Genomic DNA, 12,250 nt, shown 5'->3' on the forward strand with positions numbered 1-12,250 from the left:
ATCACGGCCCCGGCGTGCCTTAGCCGCTCCTGGGATGTCATGAGAAAACGGATCAGATGCGATGAATGCACCCTTGGATGAGTTCGGCCCGATCAAGGCCGTGATTTTCGACATGGACGGCTTGTTGCTGGACACCGAGGGCATTTACACCGAGGTCACGTCCATTATTGCCGGGCGTTATGGCCGGACCTTCGACTGGAGCGTCAAACAGAACATCATCGGTCGTGGCGCGGGTGATCTGGCGCGCTATGTGGTCGAGGCACTGGACCTGCCAATTACAGCCGAAGAGTTTCTGGTGATCCGCGAACCGTTGATGCGCGAGCGTTTTCCGACGGCGCTGGCGATGCCTGGCGCAGAGGAGCTGGTTAGGCACTTGAAGGCCAACAACGTTCCTATTGCGGTGGGCACCAGTTCTTCACGTCAGTCGTTCGGCCAGAAAACCACCTTGCACCGTGAGTGGTTTGCGCTGTTCGATTTCATCGTCACCGCTGACGACCCGGAAGTGGGCGCGGCCAAACCGGCGCCGGATATCTTCCTGACGGCGGCGCGGCGCCTGGGTGTCGCGCCTGAGGATTGCCTGGTGTTCGAGGATTCGCCGTTCGGTGTCACGGCGGCGAAAGCGGCGGGGATGACGGCGATTGCGATCCCGGATGCGGCGATGGCCGACGAAAAGTACGCACACGCCGATGGCATTCTTCGTACATTGAAGGCGTTCAAGCCCAGCGCATGTGGCCTGCCGGCACTTGAGTGGGCTTGACACCTATCTGATGTGGGAGCGGGCTTGCTCGCGAAGAGGGAGTGTCAGGCAACATCAATGTCGACTGATACGACGCCTTCGCGAGCAAGCCCGCTCCCACAGTGACCTGTATCAGGCGCCGAAACCGCCGTCGATGGTCAGGCTGGCACCGGTGATGTAGCCGGCTTCGGGACCGACAAGATAAGCGACGAAGCTGGCGATTTCTTCCACTTTGCCGTAACGACCCACGGCCATCAGCGGGATCAGGCTTTCAGCAAAGTCGCCGCTGGCGGGGTTCATGTCGGTGTCGACCGGGCCCGGTTGCACGTTGTTGATGGTGATACCCCGTGGGCCGAGGTCGCGGGCCAGGCCTTTGGTCAAGCCGACCAGCGCCGATTTGCTCATGGCGTACGGGCCTCCACCGGCGAAGGGCATGCGCTCGGCATTGGTGCTGCCAATGTTGATGATGCGACCGCCTTCGGTCATATGCTTGGCCGCTTCCTGAGTGGCGATGAACACACTGCGCACATTGATCGCCAGGGTCTGGTCGAAGTCTTCAAGTTTGAAGTCTTCCAGCGGCGCGATGGCCAGAACGCCTGCGTTGTTGACCAGGATGTCCAGGCCACCGAAGGCTTCGACGGTGGCATTAACGGCATTGCGAATCGCGACGGCATCGGCGCTGTCGGCCTTGATGGCCAAGGCTTTGCCGCCGGCGCTGGTGATGCTGTTTTGCAACTCTTCGGCTTTTGCGGTGGAGCTGACGTAAGTGAAGGCGACGGTAGCGCCTTCGGCGGCCAGGCGTTTGACGATGGCAGCACCGATGCCGCGTGAACCGCCTTGAATCAGAGCTACTTTACCGCTGAGGTGTTGAGTGGTCATGTCGATCTCCAGAAATTCAAGGCGGGCTGCCTTGTTGTCGGAGTCGAGTATCGGCTTCGCACTACTTCGCGGGTAGACCGTCATTGCTATAGTCTGTGTAAACCAGAAGTTTATAGTGACGCTTATGGAAACCTTCAGCAGTATCGAATGCTTCGTGCGTAGCGCCGAGGTTGGCAGCTTCGCCGAAGCGGCGCGGCGCTTGAGCCTGACGCCGGCGGCGGTGGGCAAGAGCGTTGCCAAGCTGGAGGCGCGACTGGGTGTGCGGCTTTTCCAGCGCAGTACGCGCAGCCTGACGCTGACTGAGGCCGGTCAGCTGTTTCTCGGCGAAGTCAGCGCCAGCCTGCACACGATCCAGAATGCCGTGGCCAACCTGGCCAGCGCCGAAGGACGTCCCGCCGGCACATTGAAAGTCAGCATGGGCACAGTGTTCGGGCGCTTGTACATCGTGCCGTTGCTGGGCGAGTTTCTGCGGCGCTTTCCGGCGATCAACCCGGACTGGCATTTCGATAACCGCCAGGTCGACCTGATTGGCCAGGGTTTCGATGCGGCGATTGGTGGCGGATTCGAACTGCCCCAAGGCGTGGTGGCGCGCAAGCTGACGCCCGCCCATCGGGTGTTGGTGGCTTCAGCCGAGTACCTCGCAGGGCACGAAACGATCATCGAGCCCGACGACCTCAAACACCACGACGGTATCTTGATACGCTCGCCGCAGACGGGGCGCGTGCGTTCCTGGCAGTTGACCAGTCGCGCCCGGCAACACAGCCCGCTAACGCTCAAGGCGCGGATGACCATGAGCGATTCGGAAGCCGCCTGCGCCACGGCGGCTCAGGGGTTAGGCATTGCGTTGGTGAGCATGCCGTTTGCCGTGGGTTATCTGGAGGCGGGGACGTTGCAGCGGGTGTTGCCTGACTGGTACGTCGATGACGGCAACATCTCCATTTATTACGCCGAGCACAAACTGCTACCGGGCAAGACCCGGGCGTTTGTCGATTTCATCATTGAGCAGTTTGCGGAGCAGGGGTTGGGGCAGCGGTTCAGTGCGCTGTGAGTCTGATTTAGAACCGAGGTGCGGCCTTCGCGAGCAAGCCCGCTCCCACAGGGTTTTGAGTCGTATAGTAATGATGTAAACGACACAAAACCTGTGGGAGCGTGGCTTGCCCGCGATGAACGATAACGCGGTTTAAGACTGTGATTTTTAAGCCTTGGATTTGCTGATGATGTTCCCGGCATGCAGCCCGCATTCTTTCTGCGTGGCTTCTTCCCACCACCAACGACCTTCGCGCTCATGCTGGTTCGGCAACACCGGACGGGTGCAAGGCTCGCAGCCGATGCTGATGAAGCCACGCTCATGCAGGCTGTTGTACGGCAGCTCCAGCATGCGAATGTAGCCCCAGATCTCTTCGCTGGTCATTTGCGCCAGCGGGTTGAATTTGTACAGAGTGCGTTCCGGGGTGGAGAACGCGGTATCGATTTCCAGCACCGCGACCGCACTGCGGGTGCCCGGGCTCTGGTCCCGACGCTGGCCGGTGGCCCAGGCGGTCACGCCCGATAGCTTGCGACGCAACGGCTCGATCTTGCGGATGCCGCAGCACTCGCCATGACCGTCCTTGTAGAAACTGAACAGGCCCTTTTCCTTCACGAAAGGTTCGAGCTTGGTGTAGTCCGGCGATACCACTTCGATATCGATCTTGTAGTGCTCGCGCACCTGTTCGATAAAGCGATAGGTCTCGGGGTGCAAGCGGCCGGTGTCGAGGCTGAACACCTTGACGTTCTTGTTCAGCTTCCAGGCCATGTCCACCAGCACCACATCCTCGGCGCCGCTGAAAGATATCCACAGGTCATCGCCGAACTCGGCGAACGCGAGTTTCAGGATGTCCTGGGCGGATTTGTTGGCATAGGTCGTGGCGAGTTCCACGACATCGAACGATGGGCTCATCAGGGCGGCTTCCTACAGGTCGGTGGCGCTGGGCGCTCTATATATGCCTGATGGTAACAAAATCCTGCGGTGGCTGGTGCGCCCTCTGCGTTGCACAGAGCAGGGCGAGTCGCTAGAGTTCGGCAGTCCTTTTGCTCGCTCGACTCAATAAACAGTACAAAATGGGAGTGTCTTGTGGAAATTGCCTGTCTGGATCTTGAAGGTGTGCTGGTCCCGGAAATCTGGATCGCCTTTGCCGAAAAAACCGGGATTGACTCCCTCAGGGCCACCACTCGGGACATTCCCGACTACGACGTGTTGATGAAGCAGCGCTTGCGGATTCTCGACGAGCACGGCCTGAAGCTTTCCGACATCCAGGAAGTGATCGCCACGCTAAAGCCTCTGGAAGGCGCCAGCGAATTCGTCGACTGGCTGCGTGAGCGCTTTCAGGTGGTGATTCTGTCGGACACTTTTTACGAATTCTCCCAACCGCTGATGCGTCAGCTGGGCTTCCCGACCTTGCTTTGTCATCGTCTGATTACCGACGATGCCGGTCGGGTCACGGGCTATCAGTTGCGTCAGAAAGATCCAAAGCGTCAGTCAGTGTTGGCCTTCAAGAGCCTTTATTATCGGGTGATCGCGGCGGGGGATTCCTACAACGATACGACGATGCTGGGCGAGGCGGATGCCGGGATTCTGTTCCATGCGCCGGACAATGTGATTCGTGAGTTTCCACAGTTTCCGGCGGTGCACAGCTTTGTGGAGTTGAAGCAGGAGTTCATCAAGGCTTCGAATCGGGCGTTGAATTTGTAGTCGTTTTCGAGGACGTCTTCGCGGGCAAGCCTCGCTCCTACAGGATTTCCGGCGAACGACATAAATCCTGTAGGAGCGAGGCTTGCCCGCGAAGCTTTTAAAGGCCTCGCAAAGTATCCAGCAACACCTTCACCTTGGTTATCGATTCCTGATATTCCGCCTGCCAGTCCGAATCCGCGACGATCCCGCCGCCACCCCAGCAGCACACCTGTCCATCCTTGACCAGCAAACTACGGATGGCGATGGAGCTGTCCATCTCGCCGCGCACGTCCAGGTACAGCAATGAACCGCAATACAATCCACGACGGGTCGGCTCCAGCTCATCAATAATCTGCATCGCGCGAATCTTTGGCGCTCCGGTAATCGAGCCGCCGGGGAAGCTGCCGGCAATCAAGTCCAGCGCATCCTTGTTATCCGCAAGCTCGCCGGTAACGCTGCTCACCAGGTGATGCACGTTCGGGTAGCTTTCCAGGCTGAACAACTCCGGCACCCGCACCGAGCCGATGCGGCAGGTACGACCGAGGTCGTTGCGCAGCAAATCTACGATCATCAGGTTTTCCGCGCGGTCCTTGGGGCTGGCCAGCAGTTCGGCGGCGTTCGCCGCATCTTCAACTGCAGTCAGACCGCGGGGGCGGGTGCCTTTGATCGGGCGGGTTTCGACGTGGCGTTCGCTGACTTTGACGAAACGCTCTGGCGACAGGCTCAGCACGGCGTCGCCGTCGGGCAGGCTCTGGAAACCGGAAAAAGGTGTCGGGCATGCCGCCCGCAGCGCGCAGTACGCAGCCCATGGATCGCCCTGGCATTGCGCACGAAAGCGCTGGGCGAAGTTGACCTGATAGCAGTCGCCGGCCTGAATGTACTGTTGAATGCGTTCGAAGGCTTGTCGATAGTCGTCGGCGCTCAGGTCGGCGCTCATCGGGCTGTCCAGTTTGAAAGGCTCGATTTTCTGAGGTGCAGGTTGCGTGAACAATTCGAGCAGCCGCTGCCGCTCGCTGTCGATCAGCGCCGGGTGGAACACCAGTTGGCTGGTGGCCAGGTGGTGATCACTGATCAGAGCCCAGTCGTACAGCCCGAAACGTGCGTCGGGCAATTGCAGATCGTCCCGTGCCTGGCTCGGCAGGTTTTCCAGATGCCGGCCGAAGTCATAGCTCAGATAACCGATCAGGCCACCGGCGAAAGGCAGGTCGAAAGGAGCAGAGGCTTTACCGAGTCGCTTCAGAGTGTCGCGAAGGCGTTGCAGGAAATGGCTGCCGCTTTCATCCGGTAACACAGCCAGTTGTTCCAGCGGCCAGGCGCTGAGCAGGTCAAAACGCCCACGCTCGGCGCTCGGCCGGCCGCTGTCGAGCAGCACGGCACCGGGGGCATGACGAATCGCCGCGAAGTATTCGGCGGGGTTGGCGCGATAGGGCAGCGGGTGTACGGAACAGGTCAGCATGGGCAGGGCAGATCAGCCATCGAGGCGGGGGAGCGATTGTAGTCCTCTGCAGGATTTGCTCCTAGAGGGTAAGTCGGGGATTGGTAGATTGGCGACAGGGTTGAGGGCTGTGGTGCTTGGGAGTCAGTCTTCGCGAGCAAGCCCGCTCCCACATTGGATATACGTGACGCCGAAGATCCAATGTGGGAGCGGGCTTGCTCGCGAAGGGGGCGACTCGGTTTTGGATCAGCCCTCAACCGCTGGAATATGCCCAAACATTTCCTGAACGAACTCAACCCGCTCCTGAACCGTCTCAACAACCCCACGAGCCTTCAATTCTTCCAGCCGTGCTTCGACCGCGTGGGTACGCAACGTCAGCCCGCAATCGTTGGCGATCTGAATGTTCAACCCGGGCCGGGCGTTAAGCTCAAGAATCAACGGCCCTTTTTCCTGGTCGAGCACCATGTCGACACCGATGTAACCCAACCCGCACAGCTCATAGCAGCCGGCCGCGAGCTTCATGAAACCGTCCCAGTAGGGCAGTTGCACGCCGTCCACGGCGTTGGTGGTGTCCGGGTGTTTGTTGATGATGTTGTTCAGCCAGGTGCCGCGCAATGTCAGGCCTGTGGCCAGATCGACACCGACGCCGATGGCGCCCTGGTGCAGGTTGGCCTTGCCGCCGGACTGGCGAGTCGGCAGGCGCAACATGGCCATCACCGGATAGCCCATCAGCACGATGATGCGAATGTCCGGCACACCTTCATAGCTGATGCTTTTGAAGATCTGGTCCGGGGTCACGCGGTACTCGATCAGCGCGCGGTCGCGGTGACCGCCGAGCGAATACAGGCCGGTCAGGATGCTGGAAATCTGATGCTCGATTTCCTCGTGACTGATGATCTTGCCCGACACCGTGCGATAGCGGCCCTCGAAGCGGTCTGCGATCACCAGAATGCCGTCACCGCCGGCGCCCTGGGCTGGTTTGACCACGAAATCGGTGCGCCCGCCGATGATCTCGCTGAGGTTGTCGATTTCCTTCTCGGTGGAGATCACCCCGTACAGCTCCGGCACGTGGATGCCGGCGGCGATGGCGCGCTCCTTGGTGATGATCTTGTCATCGACGATCGGGTACAGGCTGCGCTTGTTGTACTTGAGCACGTAGTCTGCGTTGCGCCGATTGATCCCCATGATGCCCCGGGCCTCCAGGGCTTTCCAGGTTTTCCAGAGACCGAACATCAGGCGTCAGCCTTCTTGAGGAAAGCCTTGAAGCGCACCAGTTCGGTCAGGCGGTAACCGCGATAGCGACCCATGGCCAGCATGAAGCCCACCAGAATCAGCAGGATCGCCGGGAAGGTGAACACGAAGTACACCAGCTCAGGCACGCTCATGATCAGGTGCGCCAAAGAGGCGGCGAACAGGGTACCGATCGCCACTTTCATGGCATGGCCGCCCCCGCGCTCTTCCCAAGTGATCGACAGGCGTTCGATGGTCATGGTCAGAATCACCATCGGGAACAGCGCCACCGACAAGCCGCGTTCCAGGCCGAGTTTGTGGCTGAACAGGCTGATCGCCGCGATCAGCACCACCACGAAGGTCAGCACCACCGATAGCCTCGGCAGCATTTGCAGCTTCAAATGTTCAAGGTAGGAGCGCAGCGACAGCCCCAGCGTCGTGATGATCGTAAATAGCACGATGCCGAAACCGAGCTGGGTTTCCCGGAAGGCGAGGGCGATCAGCACCGGGGTAAAGGTGCCGAGTGTCTGAATGCCGATCAGGTTGCGCAGAATCAGGATCACCAGCACGCCGATCGGGATCATCACCATGATCATGAACGTCTGTTGGGTTTGCAGCGGCAAGCCGTACAGCGAGTATTCGAGGAAGTTGGCGTCGGAATTTTCGTCGGTCAGCTTGGCCAGGCGAATGGCGTTCATTTCGCTGTTGTTCAGGCTGAAGGTGACGGTGGCTTTTTTGCCGCCATCGACGGTGATCAGGTTTTCATCGCCGGTCCACCACTGCAAGCGGTCGGTGGGCAGGCCCTGTTCGCCGGTTTCCGGGTTGAAGTACAGCCAGTCGGTGCCGTTGAAGCTGCGCAACCAGAGTTCAGGCATCTGTGGTTGGTCGGCCACCAGGCGGATGGTGTGGACCTTTTCGATCGGCACGTGGGCGATGGACAGTACCAACTCGACGATTTTGGCTTTGTTCGCGGTGGACGGATCGCCGCCCAGCAGCAGTTTCACGTTGTCGTCGTTAAGGTTGTTGACGCGCTTGATGGCTTCGCCGATGAAGGTTTCAACGTCTGCCGAGTGTTGGCGGATCGGCGCGAGCAGGGCTTCGGCGGCGATTTTTTCCGGGCCTTCGACGGCGATGCTGTCGCGGAAGGTCGGGCCTTTGACCTTGGACTTTTCGCCGCTGTAGCGCTTGGTCAGCACCAGTCGGTAATAAAGGGTCTGGTTGCCCTTGGCCCGACGCGCCGACCAGGTGACCTTGCGGTTGCCGTCGACACGGTTCACCGCCACGCCGTAATTATTGGAAATGAAACTCTCGTTGAGGCTCACGTAGTCGCGGCTCAACGGTGGTACGAACATCTGAATCTTGATCGGATCCTTGGCATTGGCGACGAACTCGACCTTGGCGTCGATGTTCCACAAGTCGTCGGTAGCGTCTTCGGTCACCGGAATTCCGAGCACGAAAATCTGATAGGCCGTAACTGAAATGCCCAGCACCACCAGGATGGCGATCAGCAGTTTCAGATGGAGGGTAAGAGAGCGCATTGGAATTACTCTGCGGTATGTGCGTCGGTGGCGCAGGCGGGTTTGCCAGCAGCGTATTTAAGACTGGGATCGACCAGCGCATCGAAGCGTTTGAGCGCTTCGGAGCCGATCAGGAGCGGGTATTGGAAGGCACTGCGGTCGGTCAAGTTCACTTCGATGCTGCGTAAAGCCGAACCCATGCAGATATCCAGCTCGATGACCGGACGGGCGGTGTACTTTTTGCCTTCTTCCGGGTCGTAGTCACCGGCCCGGCGCTTGATCTTGCTGACACGGGCCAGCGGTCGTTCGATCGGGTGCGAATGCGCGGCGTCGATAGCCAGATAGAAGCGCACCCAGGATTCGCCATTGCGTTTGAAACGTTTGATGTCGCGGGCACTCAGCGAAGCGGTTTTCGCCCCGGTGTCGAGTTTGGCGGCGACTTCCAGATTGATGCCGTCCAGCGAAGCGTACTCATTGAGGCCGTACACAGTCTTTTCCCCTGCCGCGGCGAAACCTGGCAGGCCAAAAAGACAAAGGAATGTGGTGAAGGGCTTGAGTCTCATAAATCCTGGTGCGCAGCGGTCCGTTCTTCAATTCAAGGCCCTGGCATTGCTGCACAAGCTCCCTCGTATGCCTATCTGCTTTTTATGACAGGCAATGCAGATGACAAGCAAATGCGGGCGGCATTCTAGCACGGTGGGTTTATGGCGCCAGCGCTGGCCGGCGGCTATAACTTGAGGTGTTGCTTCCTTATGGTGCAGCGTGGTTATTAGACGATTGTCGACAATATCGAATTATCCTTTGACGTGAACGGCCATATTCGCTAGTTTTTGCGGCATTGGTTTTCAAGGTGTCGACAATATGCTGGATCAACTCGATCCCCCGGTCACGATTCAGGACGACTCGGAAACACTTTCCGAAAACGTCTTCCGACGTATTCAGGCGGCCATCGTCAAGGGCGAGATCGCCCCGGGCAGCAAGATCTCCGAGCCGGAGCTGGCGCGCACCTACGGCATTAGCCGCGGGCCGCTGCGTGAGGCCATTCACCGTCTGGAAGGCCAGCGCCTGCTGGTTCGCGTGCCGCACGTCGGGGCGCGGGTGGTGTCGCTGAGCCACGCCGAACTGCTGGAACTCTACGAAATTCGCGAATCCCTGGAAGGCATGGCGTGCCGTCTGGCGGCTGAACGCATGACGGTCGAAGAAATCGACGAACTGCGCCGGGTGCTCGAAACCCACGAGCGCGATGCGGCGTTTCAGGCCGGTGTCGGTTACTACCAGCAGGAAGGCGATTTCGACTTTCATTACCGGATCATCCAGGGCAGCGGCAACCGCACCCTGACCCAGATGCTTTGCGGTGAGCTCTATCAGCTGGTGCGCATGTACCGCATCCAGTTTTCCACCACGCCCAATCGGCCGCGCCAGGCGTTTGCCGAACACCACCGAATTCTCGATGCCATCGCCGACCGTGACGGTGAATTGGCCGAGTTGTTGATGCGCCGTCACATCGGCGCCTCCAAACGCAATATCGCCCGTCACTACCAGGACGGCGCTAACCCGACAGCCACTGAACGAGGTGAGTCATGAGTTCCAACAAGAGCACTCCAGGCCAGCGTTTCCGCGATGCGGTCGCCAGCGAACATCCGCTGCAAGTGGTTGGCACGATCAACGCCAACCACGCATTGCTGGCCAAGCGCGCCGGTTTCAAGGCTATTTACCTGTCGGGTGGCGGGGTGGCTGCCGGCTCCCTCGGCGTGCCGGACCTGGGGATTACCGGTCTGGATGACGTGCTGACCGACGTGCGCCGCATCACTGACGTTTGCGATTTGCCACTGTTGGTGGACGTGGACACCGGTTTCGGCTCCTCGGCGTTCAACGTTGCCCGTACCGTGAAGTCGATGATCAAGTTTGGCGCAGCGGCGATCCACATCGAAGACCAGGTCGGCGCCAAGCGCTGCGGTCACCGTCCTAATAAAGAGATCGTCTCGCAGCAGGAAATGGTCGACCGCATCAAAGCGGCCGTCGATGCCCGCACCGATGACAGCTTCGTGATCATGGCGCGCACTGATGCGCTGGCGGTGGAAGGTCTTGAATCTGCGCTGGATCGCGCCGCGGCGTGCATCGAAGCTGGCGCCGACATGGTGTTCCCGGAAGCGATCACCGAGCTTGAGATGTACAAACTGTTCGCCAGCCGCGTGAAAGCGCCGATCCTGGCCAACATCACCGAATTCGGCGCGACGCCGCTGTATACCACCGAGCAACTCGCCGCCGCCGACGTGTCGCTGGTGCTGTACCCGCTGTCGGCGTTCCGCGCCATGAACAAAGCCGCGGAAAACGTCTACACCGCGATCCGCCGCGACGGCACGCAACAGAACGTGATCGACACCATGCAGACGCGCATGGAGCTCTACGATCGCATCGATTACCACACCTTTGAGCAGAAGCTCGATGCGTTGTTTGCCGCGAAGAAGTAATGAAAGCCCTGTAGGAGCGAAGCTTGCTCGCGAAGACGGACTGACATTCAAAATCAATGTCGTCTGAGACACCGCTTTCGCGAGCAAGCTCCGCTCCTACAAGTTTCCCTGACAAATTCAAAAAAATTGGAGACAGCAATGGCCGAAGCAAAAGTACTCAGTGGCGCCGGGCTCCGTGGCCAGGTTGCCGGGCAAACCGCACTGTCCACCGTGGGCCAGTCGGGCGCAGGCTTGACCTATCGCGGCTATGACGTTCGCGAACTGGCGGCAGACGCACAATTCGAAGAAGTGGCTTACCTGCTGCTGTACGGCGAACTGCCGACCAAGGCACAACTCGCTGCCTATACCCAAAAACTGAGCAAGCTGCGTGACCTGCCGCAAGCGCTGAAAGAAGTGCTGGAACGCATCCCCGCCGACGCTCATCCGATGGACGTGATGCGCACCGGTTGCTCGTTTCTGGGCAATATCGAGCCGGAGCAGGACTTCTCCGAACAACACGACAAAACCGACCGCCTGTTGGCCGCGTTCCCGGCGATCATGTGCTACTGGTATCGCTTCAGCCACGACGGTAAACGCATCAATTGCGTGACCGACGAAGCCTGCATCGGCGGCCATTTCCTGCACCTGCTGCACGACAAGAAACCGAGCGAGTTGCACGTCAAGGTGATGAACGTTTCGCTAATCCTCTACGCCGAACACGAGTTCAATGCGTCGACCTTCACCGCCCGGGTGTGCGCCTCGACGCTGTCGGATCTGTATTCCTGCATCACGGCGGCCATCGGCTCCCTGCGCGGCCCGCTGCACGGCGGCGCCAACGAAGCGGCGATGGAAATGATCGAGCGCTTTTCGTCGCCGGAAGAGGCCGTCGAAGGCACCCTCGGCATGCTTGCGCGCAAGGACAAGATCATGGGCTTCGGCCACGCGATCTATAAGGACAACGATCCACGCAACGAGGTGATCAAGGCCTGGTCGAAAAAGCTCGCTGACGAAGTGGGCGACACGGTGTTGTTCCCGGTGTCCGAAGCCATCGACGCAACCATGTGGGAGCAGAAGAAACTGTTCCCGAACGCCGACTTCTACCATGCGTCGACGTACCATTTCATGGGCATTCCGACCAAGTTGTTCACGCCAATCTTCGTCTGCTCGCGCCTGACCGGCTGGGCTGCGCACGTGTTCGAACAACGCGCCAATAACCGCATCATCCGCCCGAGCGCCGAATACGTCGGCGTCGAACAGCGCAAGTTCGTGCCAATCGAACAACGCTGAATGGTGGGG

The 12,250-nt window shown here is 59.6% G+C and carries 12 protein-coding genes; 6 read left to right on the forward strand and 6 right to left on the reverse strand.

The window, feature by feature from the left end; translation table 11 throughout:
- Positions 1 to 61 precede the first annotated feature (61 nt).
- Positions 62 to 757 (forward strand): HAD-IA family hydrolase, encoded by a 696-nt coding sequence (locus KW837_RS01895; protein ID WP_218394320.1) that lies wholly within the window; start codon positions 62 to 64, stop codon positions 755 to 757.
- A 111-nt stretch (positions 758 to 868) separates the two neighbouring features.
- Here KW837_RS01895 and KW837_RS01900 read toward each other — a convergent pair whose 3' ends face one another.
- Positions 869 to 1,615 carry a 3-oxoacyl-ACP reductase family protein gene (locus tag KW837_RS01900; RefSeq protein WP_218394321.1) on the reverse strand — a complete coding sequence of 249 codons (747 nt, stop codon included), beginning with the start codon at positions 1,613 to 1,615 and terminating at the stop codon, positions 869 to 871.
- 124 nt (positions 1,616 to 1,739) lie between these two features.
- Between KW837_RS01900 and KW837_RS01905 the strand changes: the two genes are divergently transcribed.
- On the forward strand, positions 1,740 to 2,663 hold the full coding sequence (locus KW837_RS01905; protein ID WP_218394322.1) for a LysR family transcriptional regulator: 924 nt from the start codon (positions 1,740 to 1,742) through the stop codon (positions 2,661 to 2,663).
- A gap of 147 nt (positions 2,664 to 2,810) precedes the next feature.
- Here KW837_RS01905 and KW837_RS01910 read toward each other — a convergent pair whose 3' ends face one another.
- Positions 2,811 to 3,551 (reverse strand): phosphoadenylyl-sulfate reductase, encoded by a 741-nt coding sequence (locus KW837_RS01910; RefSeq protein WP_008074131.1) that lies wholly within the window; start codon positions 3,549 to 3,551, stop codon positions 2,811 to 2,813.
- Positions 3,552 to 3,725: 174 nt separating this feature from the next.
- On the opposite strand from KW837_RS01910, the gene thrH reads away from it, so the two are divergent.
- Positions 3,726 to 4,343 (forward strand): bifunctional phosphoserine phosphatase/homoserine phosphotransferase ThrH, encoded by a 618-nt coding sequence (gene thrH / locus KW837_RS01915; protein ID WP_218394323.1) that lies wholly within the window; start codon positions 3,726 to 3,728, stop codon positions 4,341 to 4,343.
- 97 nt (positions 4,344 to 4,440) lie between these two features.
- Here thrH and pabB read toward each other — a convergent pair whose 3' ends face one another.
- The 4 genes from pabB to KW837_RS01935 all read right to left on the reverse strand — a co-directional run bounded on the left by pabB (position 4,441) and on the right by KW837_RS01935 (position 9,067).
- Positions 4,441 to 5,778 (reverse strand): aminodeoxychorismate synthase component I, encoded by a 1,338-nt coding sequence (gene pabB / locus KW837_RS01920; RefSeq protein WP_218394324.1) that lies wholly within the window; start codon positions 5,776 to 5,778, stop codon positions 4,441 to 4,443.
- A gap of 225 nt (positions 5,779 to 6,003) precedes the next feature.
- Complete coding sequence (locus KW837_RS01925; RefSeq protein ID WP_218394325.1) at positions 6,004 to 6,990, reverse strand: alpha-L-glutamate ligase-like protein; 987 nt, start codon at positions 6,988 to 6,990, stop codon at positions 6,004 to 6,006.
- Positions 6,990 to 8,525, reverse strand: coding sequence for an inactive transglutaminase family protein (locus KW837_RS01930; protein WP_123496383.1), 1,536 nt, complete (start codon positions 8,523 to 8,525; stop codon positions 6,990 to 6,992). The genes KW837_RS01925 and KW837_RS01930 overlap by 1 nt, the downstream gene beginning before the upstream one ends.
- Before the next feature lie 5 nt (positions 8,526 to 8,530).
- On the reverse strand, positions 8,531 to 9,067 hold the full coding sequence (locus KW837_RS01935) for an ATP-dependent zinc protease (protein ID WP_007902103.1): 537 nt from the start codon (positions 9,065 to 9,067) through the stop codon (positions 8,531 to 8,533).
- A gap of 301 nt (positions 9,068 to 9,368) precedes the next feature.
- Between KW837_RS01935 and KW837_RS01940 the strand changes: the two genes are divergently transcribed.
- From KW837_RS01940 to prpC, 3 genes are all read left to right on the forward strand, one after another.
- Positions 9,369 to 10,088: a GntR family transcriptional regulator gene (locus KW837_RS01940; protein WP_177319500.1), complete on the forward strand. Its 720-nt coding sequence runs from the start codon at positions 9,369 to 9,371 to the stop codon at positions 10,086 to 10,088.
- Complete coding sequence (prpB, locus tag KW837_RS01945) at positions 10,085 to 10,975, forward strand: methylisocitrate lyase (protein ID WP_007902093.1); 891 nt, start codon at positions 10,085 to 10,087, stop codon at positions 10,973 to 10,975. Before KW837_RS01940 ends, prpB begins: the two co-directional genes overlap by 4 nt.
- Positions 10,976 to 11,113: 138 nt before the next feature.
- Complete coding sequence (gene prpC, locus KW837_RS01950) at positions 11,114 to 12,241, forward strand: 2-methylcitrate synthase (protein ID WP_218394326.1); 1,128 nt, start codon at positions 11,114 to 11,116, stop codon at positions 12,239 to 12,241.
- Positions 12,242 to 12,250 lie beyond the last annotated feature (9 nt).

It is taken from the genome of Pseudomonas sp. PDM24 (assembly GCF_019218905.1).
GTDB lineage: Bacteria > Pseudomonadota > Gammaproteobacteria > Pseudomonadales > Pseudomonadaceae > Aquipseudomonas.

Bases quoted from the DNA above. Each gene is read 5' to 3' on its own strand.
- KW837_RS01895 (WP_218394320.1), top strand. From the start codon at position 62: ATGAATGCACCCTTGGATGAGTTCGGCCCGATCAAGGCCGTGATTTTC.
- KW837_RS01900 (WP_218394321.1), bottom strand. From the start codon at position 1,615: ATGACCACTCAACACCTCAGCGGTAAAGTAGCTCTGATTCAAGGCGGT.
- KW837_RS01905 (WP_218394322.1), top strand. From the start codon at position 1,740: ATGGAAACCTTCAGCAGTATCGAATGCTTCGTGCGTAGCGCCGAGGTT.
- KW837_RS01910 (WP_008074131.1), bottom strand. From the start codon at position 3,551: ATGAGCCCATCGTTCGATGTCGTGGAACTCGCCACGACCTATGCCAAC.
- pabB (WP_218394324.1), bottom strand. From the start codon at position 5,778: ATGCTGACCTGTTCCGTACACCCGCTGCCCTATCGCGCCAACCCCGCC.
- KW837_RS01925 (WP_218394325.1), bottom strand. From the start codon at position 6,990: ATGTTCGGTCTCTGGAAAACCTGGAAAGCCCTGGAGGCCCGGGGCATC.
- KW837_RS01930 (WP_123496383.1), bottom strand. From the start codon at position 8,525: ATGCGCTCTCTTACCCTCCATCTGAAACTGCTGATCGCCATCCTGGTG.
- KW837_RS01935 (WP_007902103.1), bottom strand. From the start codon at position 9,067: ATGAGACTCAAGCCCTTCACCACATTCCTTTGTCTTTTTGGCCTGCCA.
- prpB (WP_007902093.1), top strand. From the start codon at position 10,085: ATGAGTTCCAACAAGAGCACTCCAGGCCAGCGTTTCCGCGATGCGGTC.
- prpC (WP_218394326.1), top strand. From the start codon at position 11,114: ATGGCCGAAGCAAAAGTACTCAGTGGCGCCGGGCTCCGTGGCCAGGTT.